At 69.5% G+C, this 17,698-nt stretch carries 12 protein-coding genes and 1 pseudogene; 7 read left to right on the top strand and 6 right to left on the bottom strand.

Features of this window, described 5'->3' with window-relative positions:
- Positions 1–146 precede the first annotated feature (146 nt).
- Both ACFVT5_RS14085 and ACFVT5_RS14080 read left to right on the top strand, forming a co-directional pair.
- Positions 147–1,790, top strand: coding sequence for an alpha/beta hydrolase (locus ACFVT5_RS14085; RefSeq protein WP_389886013.1), 1,644 nt, complete (start codon positions 147–149; stop codon positions 1,788–1,790).
- A gap of 237 nt (positions 1,791–2,027) precedes the next feature.
- Positions 2,028–2,459 (top strand): DUF4259 domain-containing protein, encoded by a 432-nt coding sequence (locus tag ACFVT5_RS14080; protein ID WP_389886010.1) that lies wholly within the window; start codon positions 2,028–2,030, stop codon positions 2,457–2,459.
- Positions 2,460–2,473: 14 nt separating this feature from the next.
- Here the strand turns inward: ACFVT5_RS14080 and ACFVT5_RS14075 are convergent, their stop codons facing one another.
- Positions 2,474–2,950, bottom strand: a complete 477-nt coding sequence (locus ACFVT5_RS14075; RefSeq protein ID WP_389886007.1) for a GrpB family protein — start codon at positions 2,948–2,950, stop codon at positions 2,474–2,476.
- A 195-nt stretch (positions 2,951–3,145) separates the two neighbouring features.
- On the opposite strand from ACFVT5_RS14075, the gene ACFVT5_RS14070 reads away from it, so the two are divergent.
- On the top strand, positions 3,146–4,069 hold the full coding sequence (locus ACFVT5_RS14070) for an endonuclease/exonuclease/phosphatase family protein (RefSeq protein ID WP_389886004.1): 924 nt from the start codon (positions 3,146–3,148) through the stop codon (positions 4,067–4,069).
- Positions 4,070–4,575: 506 nt separating this feature from the next.
- Here ACFVT5_RS14070 and ACFVT5_RS14065 read toward each other — a convergent pair.
- A pseudogene (locus ACFVT5_RS14065) lies at positions 4,576–5,117 on the bottom strand (DUF6368 family protein).
- A 307-nt stretch (positions 5,118–5,424) separates the two neighbouring features.
- On the opposite strand from ACFVT5_RS14065, the gene ACFVT5_RS14060 reads away from it, so the two are divergent.
- Positions 5,425–6,378 (top strand): hypothetical protein, encoded by a 954-nt coding sequence (locus tag ACFVT5_RS14060; RefSeq protein WP_389886002.1) that lies wholly within the window; start codon positions 5,425–5,427, stop codon positions 6,376–6,378.
- A 60-nt stretch (positions 6,379–6,438) separates the two neighbouring features.
- Here ACFVT5_RS14060 and ACFVT5_RS14055 read toward each other — a convergent pair whose 3' ends face one another.
- The 4 genes from ACFVT5_RS14055 to ACFVT5_RS14040 all read right to left on the bottom strand — a co-directional run bounded on the left by ACFVT5_RS14055 (position 6,439) and on the right by ACFVT5_RS14040 (position 11,164).
- Positions 6,439–7,836, bottom strand: coding sequence for a M1 family metallopeptidase (locus ACFVT5_RS14055; RefSeq protein ID WP_389885999.1), 1,398 nt, complete (start codon positions 7,834–7,836; stop codon positions 6,439–6,441).
- A 23-nt stretch (positions 7,837–7,859) separates the two neighbouring features.
- Positions 7,860–8,759, bottom strand: a complete 900-nt coding sequence (locus tag ACFVT5_RS14050) for a LacI family DNA-binding transcriptional regulator (protein WP_389885996.1) — start codon at positions 8,757–8,759, stop codon at positions 7,860–7,862.
- Between the two features lie 343 nt (positions 8,760–9,102).
- Positions 9,103–10,026: a PmoA family protein gene (locus tag ACFVT5_RS14045; RefSeq protein ID WP_389885994.1), complete on the bottom strand. Its 924-nt coding sequence runs from the start codon at positions 10,024–10,026 to the stop codon at positions 9,103–9,105.
- A 4-nt stretch (positions 10,027–10,030) separates the two neighbouring features.
- Positions 10,031–11,164 carry a Gfo/Idh/MocA family protein gene (locus tag ACFVT5_RS14040; RefSeq protein ID WP_389885991.1) on the bottom strand — a complete coding sequence of 378 codons (1,134 nt, stop codon included), beginning with the start codon at positions 11,162–11,164 and terminating at the stop codon, positions 10,031–10,033.
- A 289-nt stretch (positions 11,165–11,453) separates the two neighbouring features.
- Between ACFVT5_RS14040 and ACFVT5_RS14035 the strand changes: the two genes are divergently transcribed.
- The 3 genes from ACFVT5_RS14035 (at position 11,454) to ACFVT5_RS14025 (ending at position 17,662) form a co-directional block, all read left to right on the top strand.
- Positions 11,454–12,473 carry a LacI family DNA-binding transcriptional regulator gene (locus ACFVT5_RS14035; protein ID WP_389885988.1) on the top strand — a complete coding sequence of 340 codons (1,020 nt, stop codon included), beginning with the start codon at positions 11,454–11,456 and terminating at the stop codon, positions 12,471–12,473.
- A gap of 463 nt (positions 12,474–12,936) precedes the next feature.
- On the top strand, positions 12,937–14,622 hold the full coding sequence (locus tag ACFVT5_RS14030) for an alpha-galactosidase (RefSeq protein WP_389885985.1): 1,686 nt from the start codon (positions 12,937–12,939) through the stop codon (positions 14,620–14,622).
- 127 nt (positions 14,623–14,749) lie between these two features.
- Positions 14,750–17,662 carry a hypothetical protein gene (locus ACFVT5_RS14025; RefSeq protein ID WP_389885982.1) on the top strand — a complete coding sequence of 971 codons (2,913 nt, stop codon included), beginning with the start codon at positions 14,750–14,752 and terminating at the stop codon, positions 17,660–17,662.
- The last annotated feature ends 36 nt before the right edge of the window (positions 17,663–17,698 follow it).

Raw genomic sequence — 17,698 nt, 5'->3', positions numbered from 1 at the left:
CGGTCCCCTACAACTCGGGTACCAGCCACCTCCGTTGTGTCATTCCCAGGGTGGAGGGGAGGTGCAACCCGGCGAGGGATCCGCATGCCTGGGTGGTACCTGAAGGATCTTTCCTGTCCGAACATGCGACCGGAAGGATCGATATCGTGCGCAGACGACGTCTCGCGCCCCTGTTGGCCGTAAGTGTCACGGCAACGCTGGCTCCCGCACTCGCCACCTCAACGGCCAGCGCGGCTCCGGCCGCCACCCCGCAGGCCGCCGCCTCGTCCGCCACCAACGGCGCGCTGGAGCGGTATGTGAAGCAGAGGCCGAAGTGGAAGCGGTGTGGAGCCGACTCTCCGGCGGAGTTCGAGTGCGCCACGATCAAGGTCCCGCTGGACTACCGGGTTCCCAGGGGCAAGCGGATCGACCTGGCCATATCCCGGATCAAGACCACCGCGCCCGGCAATCGGCACGGTGTCCTGTTCTCCAATCCCGGCGGCCCGGGTGGGCAGGGGCTCTACATGCCGCTGTCGATGCAGGAGAGCCTCCCCAAGTCCGCACAGCGGAAGTACGACCTCATCGGCTTCGACCCGCGCGGTGTGGGACGGAGCAGCCCGGTTTCCTGCGGTCTGGAGCCCGAGGAGGAGGACTGGCTACGGCCGTACAAGGAAGAGACGTTCGAAAAGGACGTCGCCTGGGCACGCGACGTCGCGAACAAGTGCAGGGAGAAAGCGGGCGACACGCTCCCCCACATCACCACGCGCAACACCGCGCGCGACATGGATCTGCTCCGGGCGATCCTCGGTGAGAAGAAGATCTCGTACGTGGGTTACTCGTACGGTACTTACCTGGGCGCCGTCTACACCCAGCTCTTCCCAGGCCGGGCCGACCGGTTCGTGCTGGACAGCGCGGTCGATCCGGCGCGCGCGTGGCGAGGGATGATCCAGTGGTGGGCGGAGGGCGCCGAGCCCGCGTTCGACCGGTGGACCGAGTGGGCCGCCGCGCGTTCGGAGAAGTACGGCCTCGGTGACACCCCCAAGAAGGTCGACCGGACCTTCTGGGACCTGGTCGCGCAGGCCACCGAGAAGCCCATCGAGTTGGACGGGCAGCCGGTCACCGGTGATGACATCCGCAGCGGTATGCGCCAGGCGGTCTTCACCCCGGAGATGGCTACCGAGGCGTTCGTGGAGCTGAAGAAGGCCGCGGCCGGCGAGCCCGCCTCCGCGACGAAGCTCGGGGCGTTCGCCGGATCCAAGGGGACCGGAACGGCAGGCGCCGCCGGTGCCTCCGGGGTGCCGGCCGACAACATGACGGCGAGCTTCTGGGCCGTGGTGTGCGGCGACAACTCGGCCGCGTGGTCCCGCGATCCTGAGAGCTACCGGCAGGACGCCATCGAGGACAAGGGCCGTTACCCGCTCTACGGTGACTTCGCGTCCAGCATCAAACCCTGCGCGTTCTGGGACAGGTCCGCAGAACCGGTGACCAAGGTGAACAACAAGGTCGGCTCCCTGGTCGTCCAGAACGAGTGGGACTCGCAGACCCCGCTGCCCAGCGGTCAGGCCCTGCACGCCGACCTCAAACGTTCGAAAATGGTCACCGTCCTCGGCGGCGAAGGCCACGGCGTCTACCCGAACGGCAACGCCTGCACCGACGGCACGGTCACCCGCTACCTACTCACCGGCAAACTTCCGGCGAAGGACGTGAGTTGCCAGGCGACGGCCGGCTCGAACGCGGAGGCACGAAAGAACCAGAAGCGGGACTCGCTCCCCGGCTCTCCGCTCCCGGAACGTGCCCCGGACCGCTTCTGAGCCCAGCCGCATGGCCCATTGCCGCATGACCCGTTGAAGAGGGGGCGGGACCTCCTGGGCGGGGTCCCGCCCCACCGCACGCCGACGCCGCTCGGCGCCAACTCCAGCGCCGGTGTTGGAGTTGGAGTTGGAGGAAATCGGTTCGCCATGGCCTGTGACGGTGTGCCATGCCACCACCGACCGGTGTTGTCGGTGGCTGATGCGAGGATCCCGGCGAACCTACGCAAGGAGATCAACATGGGCACCTGGGACACCGGCCCCTTCGACAACGACACAGCGGCGGATTTCGCCAACGCTCTCGACGACGCCAAGCCCGAGGAACGCGAAGCCCTGATCCGAGGTGTCCTCACCCGAACCGTCGACGCCACTGGCTACCTCGTGGAGGCGGAAGAGGCGGTGGCCGCCTCCGCATTGATCGCGGCGCAATGCCCAGACGGCGACCCTGTCGACACGCCCTACGGCCCTGAAACACCAATGCCGGCCTTCCCCACCGATCTTTGGACGCTTGGCGACGAGGCCCTCGCACGCATTGTCAGCGACGAGTCCGGGCTAGCCTCGAACTGGGTCGACCCAGATGACGAGAGACGATGGCGTGCACTGCTCAATCGCCTTCGCGTGGTACTTGCCCCACCGCAACCCACCATCCCGCTCTTTGACTTTGAGCCATGACACAGCGTCACCAGTCACAGAACCCCAGCCAGAACCGCTACTCGTGAACAAAGCCAGGGTGCCAGCCGGGTTTCGGCTGCGCAGAGTTCGGCCGCCGTCATGAGTACCTCCGTGGCCGGAGCCTTGATCTGCCCGTAGTCCAGCAGGTCCGGAACGGTGAGGGACAGGCGTTTCTTGAACGCTCCCCACGAGCGACGGGCAGTTTCATCGGCGCGCAAGTAGTCGCGGAAGAGCAGGGCGAAGCGGACGTTCGGACCGCCGTCCTCACGCAGATGCACGTTGCACCTGCGGGCGCCGACAGGCGGCGCGAACACCAACTTGCGACACTCCTCGCCACCGGAGATCTCAACGCGGTTCCAGGGTTCGGGGCGGCGGCGGAAGCCGATCGCCGTAAGCAGCCCGATCTGCCTGCTTTCGTCGATCGCCTCGACGCAGACCTGGATGTCCACGCAGTCCTTGGCGGCCAGACCCGGCACCGACGGCTCCTCCACGGGGAAAACGGAAACTGATTCACCTGGTGACCCGTCTTGGGGAGCGAGGACTAGCGGATGGGAAGCCAGGTGCAGAAGGCGGACAGCGGTGTGACGTCGACGGTGAAGGCAGCGGTGCGCCGGGCTGGGCAGCGGATTCCGAGTGATGGCAACAAGGGGGACGGAAGGGCACGGTCGGTCTGGACTCGAGGGCGAGTGCTCGCAGCGTTCGCGGTGCTGACAGCCGGGCTACTGGCGTTCCACCGGACCGTGCCCAACTCCCCCGGGCGCCTGGGCAGTTTGCTGGAAGCGTTCCTGCCTTGGCTCGGCCTGGTGGTCGTGGCGCTGCTCGGCCTGGCTCTGCTGCGCCGTTCAGCCATCGCGCTGGTGGCCCTGCTGCTGCCGGCGGCGGCATGGACGTACCTCTTCGGCGAGTTGCTCCTGCCCGGGGCGAAGTCCCGCCCGAACGACATGGTCGTGGTACAGCACAATGTCAGCGACGAGAACAGCGACCCGGCGCGCACGGCCCGCGCCCTGGCTGACGCCGAGCCCGATCTCATCGCGCTACAGGAGTTGGTGCCCCCGGCACTGCCGGTCTACCGGAAGACTCTCGCCCCGGACTACCCGTACCACACAGTCCAGGGCACCGTCGGACTCTGGTCGAAGCATCCGCTCACGGGTACTCGCCTGGTGGACATCAAACCCCCTGGGATCACGGAGACTTGGAGTCGCGGGCTGCGGGCCGTGGTCCACACGCCGCACGGTGACATCGCGGCGTACGTCGCGCACCTGCCCTCGATCCGTGTCCGGGCGAGCGGCCTCGAATCCTCCTGGCGCGACGAAAGCGCTGACCTGCTGGGCAAGGCCGTCGCCGCCGAGAAGCTGAGAACGGTGATCCTGCTGGGCGACCTCAACGGCACGGTCGACGACCGTGGGCTGGCCCCGCTCACCTCACAGATGAACGTGGCGAAGCGAGGTTTCGCCTTCAGCTTCCCTGCCGCCTTCCCCGTGGCCCGAATCGACCAGATCATGACCCGCTCGGCGACCGTCGGCCGCATCCGCACCCTGCCCGCCACCGGCAGCGACCATCTGCCGGTCGCCGCCCGGATCGCACTGTACGGTGACGCCGTGGGAGGGTAGGCGCCGGCCGGGACGACGACGGGCGGCGCGGTCAGATCGCCGGCGCCGGGTGGGTGGGATCGTTCACGGAGGCGACGGCATGGGGATTGTCCATCCGGGATCCCCGCCCAGATCGAAACCGGCCGGAGCCCGCACCTTTCCATACGCCGCATGTCGTACGCGACGACGTCATCGCCGAGCGCGTAGTGGACCGGGATGTAGGCGCCGACGGCGGCCAGGCCGTGGCGGGCGAACAGGGCGGCGGTCTCCTCGGGGGTGCCGAAGAATCCGGGTGGGCCGAGTTCGCTGTCCTCGTAACCGGCCTCGGCCATCGAGGCGAGCAGGGCATCGCCGGAGGCGCCGTCACCGCCCGCGCCCTCGCCGTAGACGCCGTAGCTGACCGGGGCGTTGCCGAGCCGCAGTCCGGTCGTGGTGATCCGCTCGGACGTGGTCACTTGCCGTTCCCCACTCCGGCCGTTTCCCCGCCGACCCGCACGCCCTCGCGCGCCGCGAGCGCGGCGACCAGGCTACTTCAGCAGCCGGAAGTGGGGCTGTTGGGCCCATGCTCTGAGGAATTCCGCTGAGCCGTATGCGGCGGGCCACGGATCGGTCATCGTTGCGACGATGCCGGGAAGGCCCGCCACGATTGGCACCTGGTCCACTCGGAGTTCGGCGTAGGCGACGCCGCCGATCAGGTCCATGACGGCGTCGGTCAGCAGGGCCGTGGCGACGTGATCGACGGGGCTGTCGCAGAACGCGATGACGTCGACGGAGTGGGTCGGGTGAAACCGATAAGGGGTTCCTGGTCGACATCGTCGGCGTGTTCGGCTTCGAAGATGGCCTCGTCGCTTATGCCGGGTCCCATGAGCGAGACCATGAGGGGCCGACGCCCGTCAACGTCCCCGATTTCCGTGATGCCGAGGCTCTCCGCGTGAATGCTCACGTCGTACTCGCCGACCCGCTCCTCCTCAAAACGCGCCGAGGAGCGAACCAGAAACTCGCGGACTCGTTGGAGCGACGCGAGGGGGACGGCCTCCGCCAACTCGATCACCAACACGGCTCCACTCATGGCTCGGAGGGTAGCCAGCCGGGACCACCATCCCCAACTGGTTACTCAGTGCGCACGCCGCGTTGAGTATGCCGTCTTCCAAGGGCCCCCACCGAACCAGACGTGCGACGTTAATCGAGCAGGGTCGTCGTCGCTGACGGACCCTCAACCGTCCTGGACTGAGGAGAAGTTGGGTACGGTCCAAAGCGGGCAGGTGAACAATCGTGCGTCTGGGTTGAACATTCATTGACCTGGGCTTTGTGCGCGGCCCGGTGGCCCCGAGCATGGGGAGTCGTCACCCCCGTCTCCCCCTTACCGGAGGTCTGCCGTGCCCCGTTGGAGATCCGCTCTGGCCATCCTGTCGGCCGCGTTCGTCAGCGCCACCACCCTGCTCCTCGCCCCGCCCGCTCAGGCGGCCCCCAGCGACGCCGACCTCGCCTACCGCTGGGCGCCCTTGCATTACCAGGACACCTCGTCGGCGTACTACACCGCCGACTACCTGGCGCCAGTGAACTACGACGGCGACTGGAACACCCTCAACAACTGGGAGAACCTCGATGCCAACACCGCACGGCTGACCGGCACCGCGTACTACTCCGTGGTCGAGACCCAGACGCACTGGTACATCACCTACGCCTTCTTCCACCCCCGGGACTGGAAGGACTACCCGCTGAACCTCTTCTCGCACGAGAACGACATGGAGGGCCAAGTGGAAGTCGTCCGCAAGGACGGCAGTGAGTACGGCACGCTCCAGGCCGTCGTGACGCTCGCGCACGACAACTTCTACTCGTACACCCCTCCGGGCAGCCCCTTCACCGACGGCCGCGAGAACATCGACGGCACTGTCATCATGCAGAACTACGACGGCGCGGCGCATCCGACGAGCTTTCAGGAAGCGCGCGGTCACGGTGCCTATGCCTGGAACGGTGCCAACTTCCCCGGCGGCGACGGAATCCTCTACAAGCCGAGCCGTGGTGCGGGCTCCGTCCCGGCCGGAGGCAACGACCGGGACGCGCGGTACCTACTCACCGACCTCACCGCGGCCGACAGCCTCTGGGGCCGACGCAACAACAGTGAGACGTACGCCAAGTGGGGCGCGTTCCGCGGCGACAACGGCAAGGACAACGCGGCGCACACTCCCTGGGCCTGGGACGACACGAACGACGGCAGCGACCTCCAGGCAGGCGTGATCGCGACCGACCCCGCCTACCTCATCTCCCGGTACTTCGGCAACACGGGTGACCTGAGCCTGACCTACCTCCGCAACCCGTACCGCTTCTGAGCCAGTTCTCCATGTCCCACGCTGGTTCCTGACCGGCGTCTGAAGTGGACGACAGCAGGCTCAGCGGATGCGGTGCTCGTCCCAGAAGGCGGTCAGGTCCTGGTCCGTCATGGACTGGGCGGCATCTTTGAAGTCGGCGGTGGTGGAGACGCCGTACCAGTGGTCGCGGGCGTATGTCTTGAGCAGGTCGGCCATGGTGTCGGACCCGAGGGTCAGCTCCAGGCGTGCCAGGGCACAGGAACCGGTCGTGTAGATGTGGTGGTACTCGTTCCTGTGCTCGGCCCAGTACGCCATGGAGTTGGTGAGCGCGGTGCCCTCGTTCGGCCAGTAGACGTCCGACCAGCAGTCGCTCGTGTCCCAGCCCTGGAAACGTGCGTTGGCGTACTGCGCGAAGCTTTCGTCCAGCCACGGCGCGTCGTACTCGTCGTTGCCGACGATGCCGTACCACCACTGGTGAGCCACCTCGTGCACGACGGCGCTGCCCTCCTCGGTGGTGCCCAGCAGGACCAGGCCCGGGTACTCCATGCCGCCGCCGAACCCGCTGGTCATCACCAGGTCGATCTCGCCGTACGGATAGCGGCCGAGCTCCTCGCCGAAACGGTCAATGGCGGCGACGCCTTCCTCCCGGTTCAGGCGCACCCCCGCGGCAGGTGTGTCGGGCGCCCAGTACGACTTCACGCGCACGCCTCCGGGCGACACGTCCGTCGCGGTCCGGAACGGGCCGGCCGCCCACGCGAAGTCCCGCACCCGGTTCGCGACGCTCCACGTGACCGCGCGTCCCGCGCTGCCGGGGCGGGTCCAAGTGCGGCCGGTCGCCGGGACCTTGAGGGCAGCGGGGTGGTCCATCCGCACCCGGAAGTCGCCGGCCAGAGCGTAGAAACTCTCGCCGGTCGACACATACGGATCGAGGTGCCACCCCTTGTCGTCGTGCACGGCGAGCACCGGCAGCGCGTTGCCGAGGAAACGGAACGCTCCCTCGCGGCCGAAGCGGGCGTTGCGCTCGGGCACGGTGATGGACACGTCGAAAGAGACGGACGTGCGTTCGCCGCGCGCGAGCGGCTTCGGCAGGGTGATGGCCAGCGCGGTGCAGTTCACGGTGAGACCGCCCGCGGTGCCGCCACTCACCCCCGCCACTTCCACGCGGGGCGGTGCGTAGGGTGTGCCGCACTTGTCCTCGCCGTTGCCCCACAGCCGTACGTACACCTCGCGCAGCGGTTGGTCGGCGGTGTTGCGCAGCGACACGGTCTGTCGGCCCGTCCAGCGGGAGCCGTCGGTGTCGGCGCGCAGACGCACGTCGTACCGGAGCCCGTCGGGCGTCGCCCTGTCGGGCAGCTCCGTATTCGGCATCGGCGCCGTGACAGCGTCGGACACGGTGGCGCCCGCCGCCACCAGCCATACGAGCAGCACAACGAGCAGGCGACGAACCGTTGTTGACGACCACGCGGGTATCAGCGACATGGCAGCGGATCATGCCACATCGATCAGATGTGCACACGCCCCTCGGTACCGGGATCGCCGTGACGCGTGTTCGGGGGACGGGTGCTTTCGCGGAGGCGGACCGTGCCGCGGATGCGCTTCACCCTCGGTGTGAGGCCGGCGTCCTCGGCGAGGACCAGGCCCATCGCCTCCATCCCCAGGGTCTCCAGCGGGATGTGCACGGTCGTCGCCAGGGGTGAGATGTCCCGGAGCGGGAGAATGCCGTCGAACCCGGCGATGGAGACGTCGTCCGGCAGGGTCAGGCCGAGTTGGCGCAGGGCGTCCATGGCGCCCACCGCCATCACGTCGTTGACCGCGAACAGGCATGTCGCCCCGGTGCCGGAACGGTGCCATCGCATGGCGGCGGCGAACCCGCCGTCACGGGTGAAGTCGGCGTGGAGCACATGCGCGGGGTCCAGCCGCAGTCCCCGGTCGGCCAGCCCTTGGCGGAATCCGGAGACCCGGTCGCGGGAGGTCCGCAGCGACGCCGGACCGGCGAGGACGGCGAACGAGCGGTGTCCCAGGTCGAACAGTTCGCGGGCCAGGTCGCGGGCGCCCGCGCGGTTCTCCACCAGGACCGTGTCCACTCCGGGCAGCCGTTGGCTGATCATGGCGAACCGGCCACCGCCGCTGGTGAAGGAAGAGATCTCCTGCCGCAGGCGTGCCTCCGACGAGCGGTCCGTGCTGCGGCTGCCCGCGAGGATCACCGCTCGGCAGCGGAGTCTTCGCAGCGACGCGAGATACATCGGTTCCCGCTCCGGACTGCGCCTGGTGTCGGCCAGCGTGACGATCATGTCCTGCTGGTCGGCGGCCCCGATGACCCCGGCGGCGATGGAGGAGAAGTACGGGTCGTTGATGTCATGGACGATCAGTCCTACGACGTTGGTGTGGCCACGTGTCTTCACCGGTGCCGTGGTGCTCGGTGCGCGGGTTAAGCGCATCGGGGTGTCAACGCCTCGCCCGCGTCGCTCCGTTCCAGGACTCCGGGGTCCGCTGCCGAGGGTTCGCGAGGCAGTCGCGACCGACACATTGGCCGTTCTCGCCCCTTCAGCCGATGGTGTGGGGCTCACCGGTTCCACATGGCCTCCCGAGCCTGGACGGTGCGTGGTGGGACCGCGGTGGTGGACCGCGTAGAGGGCCGACCATGCCCATCGCCACAGGCTCCGGTCCGGCGTCACACGGCCGGTGACCGGCTTTCGTTCCGTCCGCCCCCGCACAGGGCGCCCGCCGCCCGTGCCGTCCGGTTGCCTAGACTGGGCCATCAACCCTCCCCGCGCAATACCGTGGGCCCCGGTCCGCGATGTCGATCCGGTAGGCGCGGGTGAGTTGGGCGTCGGGAGCCACCCGCAGGGGCCGACGGAAGGCAAGCGCGGGACCGAGGCCGGGATACTCGGCGCGACGTACGAACCACGGTTCCCGGGCGACCGGGTCGGCCGTCACGGTGATCGACGCCGTGGCGCACGCCATCGTGACCGACGCCGCCCGCTCGCCGTGGACGGCCTCGTCACGCCGCCCGTCCGAGTCACCGACGTCGGCCGCGCGGAACCGCGGCGCCGCGCGGACGAACCATCCGCCGTACCCGGCGCCGACGCGTCCGGCGGTCGCCGGGCTCGCCAACTCGACCGGTGTGTCCGTGAGATTGCGCAGTCGGCTCGCCACGCGCAACGTCCACACCGTGGGATCGGCGTTCAGCCGGGCGGTCACCGCGCGGTCCTCGGCCAGCAGCGGGCGGCCGTCGTGCCCGACCCAGACAAGGCGGTGCCGCAGGGATGCGACCGGACCGACGTCGGCACCGGCACCGGCACCGGCACCAACCGCGTCGTCCGCACCACCGCCGGCTGTGTCCTCGGCGGCGATCCCCTGGTCCAGCCACTCGACGTGCTCGATCCGGCCGTGATCAGGCAGCGCGACATAGCCTCGGCCGGACACGTAGGTCGGGCCACCCCAGAACGACGAGCCGGCGACCATCGGAACGGCCGCCCCGATGCCGTGGTGCCAGGGATGGTCGTCCGGTGCCGCGTCGGTGACCACCACCCCGGCGCGGGTGGCGACCGGGTGCAGATACGGACGTGGCGCGTACTCGGCCGACAGCTCCGGGCGGTACTCGTACCGGTAGAGCCGCACGCCCCCGACGGTGAGATCGATCGCCGTACCGGTGTCGGACAGGTGCATCGTGCTACAGCCATCCAGGTCGGGGGCGTAGCTCGGAGAAGAGTCGCGACTGCGCGACCGCGCGCTCGATGTCCTCTTCGACGCCCACGATGCTGTTGCGCGGCCCGAGTTCGTCGTCGTGGCGGCGGCGCGCCCCGATCGCCACGGTGCGGACCGGCCGACCGGCCAGCCATTCGACGACTCCGACGAACGGCCGGGTGCTACGCAGCGGGCTCCGCAGGTCGGCTTCCGGACCGTCGATCGCCTGGAGCAGATCGTCCAGCAGGTCGACGCGGGTGTGCTCCGTGGTGACGGCGGGCCGACCGTTCGTCGCGATCTCCAGACGATCGGTCTGGTACCACCATCGCGCGCTCCCCCGGTCACCGCGCACCAGTACGTACGGGGGACGCGGAGTCTCGGCGCACAGGGTGACGGCGATGGTGATCGGGGGGCGGCCCGGGGTGGTCAGGCGCAGGCAGCCGGTGTCCTCGACCTCGATCGGCCTGGTCCGATACAACTCTGCCTCGGCGTACGGGAGTTCGGACGCGCCGACGCCGCTCAGCGCCAGGCAGTTCATCACGGCATGCGCGAACGGGTTGGACAGTGCGCCGTCGCCCACCTCCACACCGTCGAGCCGTCGGCGTCCGGCCCAGGGCGCCCGCGTGTAGTAGGAGTCCGAGCGTGCCCAGCAGCCGGTGGCTCCGATGTGGGTGACCTCGCCCAACTCGCCGTCGTCCATGAGCTTGCGCAGTCGGACGAGCGCTTCCGAACCGAGGCTCTGGAAGCCCACCTGGCAGAGTCTGTCGGCCGCCGACGCGGCGGCTGTCATGGCGTCCAGATCGGCGAGCCGGACGGTCGGCGGTTTTTCCACCAGGACGTGCGCGCCGGCGGCGTGTGCGGCGCAGACCATCCCGCGATGCAGATGCGGCGGCGTGGCGACCACGACGATGTCGGGCTCCGCCTTGAGCAGGGTGTCGTAGTCCTCGGCGAAAGACCCGCCGAGCGTGGCGATGCGCCGCGCCATGTCAGGTCCTGGCGGACGCAGATCGGTGCAGCCGGCGAAGCGCAGGCGCCCCGCGCCGACGAGACGCTCGATGTTGTCGAAGTGGACCGCTCCGTAGCCGCCGGTACCCGCCAGCGCGACGCGCGGCGGGCTCACCGCGGTGACCGCCGGCCGATGCCCGGCCCCGATCCGGATGGACGAGCCATCACGTCCTGTGTCCTCCAGCCATCGCGGGTGCGCGGGGCAAGCGTTCTGCCATGACGGTGAGCACCGTAATACGCCCTGCCCGCCCCGTCGACAGGGCCGTGTGGGACGACAAGGTCCGGTGGGACGGCCTTCGCCGCGCGGTCCGCGGTCGGGCCCGCCTCCGTCGGCCGACCGGACGGGTGGGGCGGGATAACGTGGGTACTCCCCGATCGCGCCGGCGTCAGGAGCCACCAGTCCGATGAGCAGACCGTCCACGACCGGCGCGGGCCCCAACCGCCCCACCATGGCCGATGTCGCCCGCGTGGCCGGCGTCAGCCTCAAGACCGTGTCGCGGGTGGTGAACCATGTGCCGACGGTCGACCCCGCGCTCACCGAACGTGTTCTGGCCGCCGTCTCGGAGCTGGGGTTCCGGCGCAACGACATGGCACGCAGCCTCCGTTCGCGCAGCACGTCGGGCACCATCGGACTGGTCATCGACGAGGATCTGGCCAACCCGTTCTATTCGAGCCTGGCGGCCGGGGCCGCGGAGTGCGCGCTCGATCACAACGCCATGCTCCTCACGGCCACTTCGGGCGAGGACGGCGACCGGGAACGCGGTCTGGTGATGGAGATGTGCGAGCGGCGGGTCGGCGGGTTGCTGGTGGTGCCGGCCGGCGGCGACCAGACGTACCTGCGCGTCGAGATCGAGGCGGGCACGCCGGTGGTGTTCATCGACCGCCCGCCCGTCAATGTGCGGGCCGACAACGTGCTCATCGACAACGCGCAGGGGGCCCGCAGCGCCATCGACTACCTGGTGGCCAGGGGGCATGAGCGCATCGGGGTGCTGGCGGACAGGCTGACGATCTACACGATGCGCGAGCGACTGTCGGCCGCGGAGACGGCGATGGAGCGTGCCGGGCTGCCCTACCGGCCGGACCTCATCCGGGACGGACTGCACACCGTGCCGGACACGCAGGCGGCGGTGGAGCGGATGCTGGCGTCGCCGGAGCCTCCCACCGCTCTCTTCACGCTCACCAACCGGCTCACCCTCGGCGCGCTCGGGGTCCTCAGCCGATCCGGCGGCGACGTGGCCATCGTGGGTTTTGACGACTTCGAGGCCGCCGCGCTGGTGCCGCACCCACTGACGGTCGTCTCATCCGACGCCCGTGAAATGGGCCGGGTCGCAGCGGAGTTGCTGTTCCGGCGGATCGACGGGGAGCAGTCCCGGCCACGGACCATCGTCGTACCGACCACGCTGGTGGAGCGCGGCAACGGCTGACGCGTGCTCGGTCGGCACACCTCACGACCCGCTGACTCCACGGCAACTCAGAGCTTCGAGACAACGTAGGACTGAGATTAGCCACTTCCTCGCTGGCCTGCACTGACGGCTCCCGACAGGGATCCGAGTGCCAGCGGCCGGTGCGCGGGCTCCCTCCGGGCATCCGGTGCGTGTGTCGGGCGGACGCCTCTCGACCCGAATCACGGCTCCTACCTCACCCTTTGCGCCACCCGCGCCCTTGCCGGACCCATCTGGACCCGAACGCACCGCCGACCTCGAACTCCCCTCAGGCGCTGGAGAGTTTGCGCGTCCATGCCTAGACAACGTTGACTCACGCGGGCTACGTTCCCCTCGCCAAGCCTCAGCACGAGCTGGAAGAGCCGCGCCTATGCAGTTAACGGATATATCGCAACTCTGGACCGTCGATGATGCCCTTTATGTACATGATGTTGCGGTAAGCGCCTTGACGGACGGAGTGCGGCTGGAGTCCGATCCGCAGGACGAGGCCACCGTGATTCGGGTCAGAAGCACCAAGACTGAGACAACGTTGGTACGTCTTGATGTTCCGCTCGGCGACGGGGTGGGCTACTGGCATCCGGCGGCGGGCTGGGAGCGTCCGCTGCCGGCCGACTGGGAGGGCGAGTGGCGACGGGTCGGGCTGGTCGACTCGGCCGCCGCGGGCTGCCTGTACGACGGCGCGGGCCGGGCGCTGCTCGCCTTCGCCGGTGATCACGGTGACGCGACGACCCTGATCCGCTTCGGCGTCTCGGAGGACTCGGCCCGCTTCGGCGTTTGGCTGGCGACACCGCTGCGCGCCGACGAGGAGTACCAGCTGCGCATCGAGGCGCCGGGACGCCCGGTGGACGACACCCTCCGCACGCTGGCCCGGTGGATGCCGGGCACCGACGACGCGCTGCCCGCGCCGGAGGCCGGACGCACCCCTGCGTACTCGACCTGGTACTCGATGCACCACGCGGTCAGCGAGGCCGCCGTGGAAGCCGAAGCCGCAGTCGCCGCCGACCTGGGATGCGGACTGCTGCTGCTGGACGACGGCTGGCAGGCGGGGGCCGACCACCGCAAATACTCCGGCTGCGGTGACTGGACGCCCGATCCGGCCAAGTTCCCCGACTTCCGCGCCCATGTGCGCAGAGTGCGGGAGACGGGCCTGCGATACGTCGCCTGGATCGCGCCGCTGCTGCTCGGCGAACACAGCCGCGCCCACGCCGAGCTTGCCGGTCTCGCCCCGCATCACGTGCCCAGGCTGGCATGCCGGGTGCTGGATCCCCGACAGGATGAGGTGCGGGCCTTCGTGGTCGAGCGTTGCGCCGACCTTGTGGAGCGTTACGGGCTCGACGGCCTGAAGCTCGACTTCCTGGAGAAGGCGATGGTCTACGCGGACACGGCCGAGGGCGGTGAAGGTGATGGTGCCGCCGACGTCAGCCGGGCGATGCGCACGCTGCTCGACGAACTCCACGCGCGGCTACGGGCGTTGCGCGGAGACGACGTACTCATCGAGCTGCGCCAGCCCTATGCCGGGCCGACCATGCGCCGCTTCGGCAACCTGCTGCGCGCCGGCGACTGCCCGGCGGACGCGACGGCCAACCGGCTGCGCACGCTGGACATTGCCCGGCTGGCCCCGGGCGCCTCGGTGCACTGCGACATGCTCATGTGGGACCCGGATGCCCGCGTCGAGGCGGCTGCCCGGCAGTTGCACGCCGCCCTGTACTCGGTGCCGCAGATCTCGGTACGGCTGACCGAACTGTCCACGGAGCACCGGGAGATGACGGCCTGGTGGCTGGGGTTCTGGCGGCAGTACCGCGACGTGCTGATCGACGGCGAGCGCGACACAGGCCGCCCGGACCAGCGCGACGCCACGGTCACCGCCTGGTCCGGGGACCGGGCCGTCGTGACCGTCTTCGGCGAGCACCGGGTGGTACCGCTGGAGCCGGACCGCTTCACGGACGTCGCCCTGGTCAACTCGACCACCGCAGGGCACCTCGTGCTCGACCTCACCGCACATACCCGGGTCCTCCTGAGCGTCACGGATGCCCGCGGCCGGCCGGCAGGTACCCATGTCCGGGAACTCGGCCCCGGCCCACACCACTTGCCCGTACCGCCGTCAGGTGTGTGCCGCCTCTCCCCCGCCTGACCGACCCCTCTGCCCTGTCTCTCTGCCCTCCCTCCCTCTGCTCTGTCTCGCTGTCCTGTCTCGCCGACCTATCCGCATGGCGACTCCGCACCCACGGTCCTCGTGACACACCCTCGGAGGTCTGTTCATGTCCGACACCCCGCACTCCGACGCCCCACACACCGACACGCCACACCCCAGCTCCTCACACCCCGACACCGACGACCGGAACATCACCCGGCGCCGCGCGCTGCTCTACGGTGCCGGGGGCGCCGCCGGCGTCGCGCTGGCCGGCGTCGTCGGCACCGGCCAGGAGGCGCAGGCGGCCACCGCGCCGTCGATCGTGCTCGGCTTCGACGACCCGACCGCCCTGTTCCCCGTCGACGGCTCCGGCCGTGCCGCCCCCGACCTGCTCGTCACGGTCACCAGCACGGCCCCGGTGAGCGGCACGATCGCCTGGAAGGTCAGCGCCCGCAGCACCCGGATCGTCGGCAGCGGAACCGCCGCCTTCAACGCCGCCGCCGACACGGCGCACACCACCACCGTCCCACTCGGCGCCCTGGACCCCGACTACTACCGGGTCTCGGTCACCGTAACGGATGCGGACGGCGCGCAACTGGCCGCGCAGACGCTGGGGTTGGGTGTGCTGCGGCCCACGGTGTCCGGGGTGCGGCCCGACTCGGCGTTCGGCCTGGGCATCCGGCAGGAGGGCAACCTGGAAGTCACCAAGCGGATCGCGCAGCTGATGGGCGTCAAGTGGACCCGGGGTATCGCCGCGGTGCAGCCGGACACCGTCAGCCCGGCGCCGGGCGTGTTCTGGGGCCAGGCCGACATCGACAAGGCCCGCGCCGAGGTGGCCGAATGGCTGAGCTACGGCATCTCGTCGATGGGCGGCATCAACTACAACATGTCCTGGAACGTGCAGCCCGACGCGAACGGCCGGCCGCTGCCGACGTACCGGAACCGGCCGAAGGACATGGTGGCGCACGCGGAGATGGTGTACCACGCCATCGCGCCACTCCAGGACCTGGTGAAGAACTGGGAACTGTGGAACGAGCCGTGGGTGCACGGCCGGTACTGGACCACCGGCGACTCGCAGGACTACCGGGACATGACCAAGCTGATCTGGGACCGGGTCAAGCCCCGCTTCCCCGATGTCGACCTGATCGGCGGCGGTTCCGTCAGCTACAACCGTGACGCGGTGTACGCCCAGGGCTCGGCCCGCGCCGGCTACATCGACGGCTCGGTGAACCACGCCTACGGCTACCCGGACGCCACCCAGTACGCGATGGCCAAGACGCAGGTCAAGATGGACCGGCTCTGGTCCAGGACCGGCGGCCGTGGCGGTCAGTGGCAGACCGAGTGCGGCACCGCGGTGGTCCACTCGTTCCCCAGCCTGCCGGTCGAGGAGGCCATCTACGGAGTGGCCCGCACGCTGGCCCCGACCTACCTGCTGCACATGCTCGCGGGGGCGGAGGAGGACTCGCCGATCAAGGTCTTCTGGTTCTCCCTCTGCTACGACAAGCCCTACTCGGGCCAGGAATTCAACATCTACGACATCAAGACGAAGACGCCGCTGCCCGCGGTGGTCGCCTACTCCACGATGACCAGTGTCCTGGAGGACGCGACCCTCCAGACCGAGTTGTACCCGGACGCCAAGTCCACCTGGGGATTCCTGTTCCGCACCGAGGACGGCAAGGGCAGGGCGGCGGTCTATGCCGACCAGATCTACGACGGCACCGACGAGTCCCCCGCCGCCGGATACCACGGCACCCTGACGCTGCGCGACGCCGCCGGCATCCGCGTCCACGACTACCTCGGCCACCAACTGGCCGACGGGTCGGCGGACCGGGTGACGCTGACGCTGAACCCGTGGGAGGTGCTCTACTTCGACACCGACCGCAGTGCGGAGGAACTGCGCGAGGTGCTGACCGCCAAGGCCGACTTCGCGTACGACACACCGTTGCTGGTGACCCCGCTGTCGCTGGTCAAGCCGCTGGGCAAGGGCAGCGAGCTGGAGGTGCGGGTGGAGAACGTGTCCCCCAAGGCGCTCTCGGCGATCGTGCGGGTCGCCGAACCATCGGGGTGGAAGCTGCGATGCACCAGTCTGCCGGTGGTCGACCTGGCGCCGGGCGAGCAGCGGACGATCCAATTCCCGGTCACCGCCTACGAGGTGAGCCCGGACAACGAGTACCGCGTCGACTGGACGGTCCAGCTGACCGGGCGGAACAACGTCACACCGAGCGGGTCGCGGACGGTTCGGGTCGCCCACCTGCCGTACCGGGCGATCACCGTGGGCGGCGGCGCCGACCAGTGGAGCGGCGTCATTCCGGTGACGCTGACCAGCGTGAGCAAGACCGGCGACACCAAGAAGTACGCGATGCGCGGCGCGTGGGACGACGCCTTCCTCTACTTCCGTGCCGAGATCCAGGACACCACGCCGTCCTTCCAGGTGCCGTTCGCGACCAACCCGTATCTGTTCCCGTTCCAGACCGACAGCATCCAGCTCGGCTTCGACAGCGGAAACAAGCCGGACGACCTGCTGGCCGGCGACCCGCACTACGAGAAGTGCCTGGTCTCGCTCTCGCACCTCTTCGTGGCCACGCTGGGCAGCAGCACCCCCGACCACGCCAGTCAGAACGCGGTCCCCCAACTGCACCGGCAATGCGCACCCGGCACCAACTACCAGACGTACTACCCCACCAACGCCGCCCTGCCGACCCCGCTCGGCCCGATGGACGCCTCGCCCACCGGCGGCAGCGAGGGCCGGATCCTGATCACCCGGGACGCCGTCGCCAAGGTGACCGTCTACGAGGTGGCCATCGCCTGGAACCAACTGCCGGCGCTCGCGGCGACCCTGCCCGCGTCGGCGGGCGGGAGCACCACGATGGCCTTCGCGTTCGCCGTGGGTGACGCGGGCACCGGCGGGCACGGCATGACGTACTCGACCACGCAGTCCCAGGCTCCCCAGTCGGGGTGCTACAACTTCGCGGCGTTCTGGGGCACCGGCGCCCAGTTCAGCGGCGGACGTGTCGACACACGCTGGGGCCTCGGCCGCTGACCCCTCGGCCACCGCGCCTCCCCGCGCGCCGTGCAG

The sequence above is a fragment of the Streptomyces sp. NPDC058001 genome (assembly GCF_042886315.1).
Taxonomy (GTDB): Bacteria; Actinomycetota; Actinomycetes; order Streptomycetales; family Streptomycetaceae; genus Streptomyces.
The sequence above is the reverse complement of the archived record's forward strand: the minus strand, read 5'-3'. Positions and strand labels throughout refer to the sequence as shown.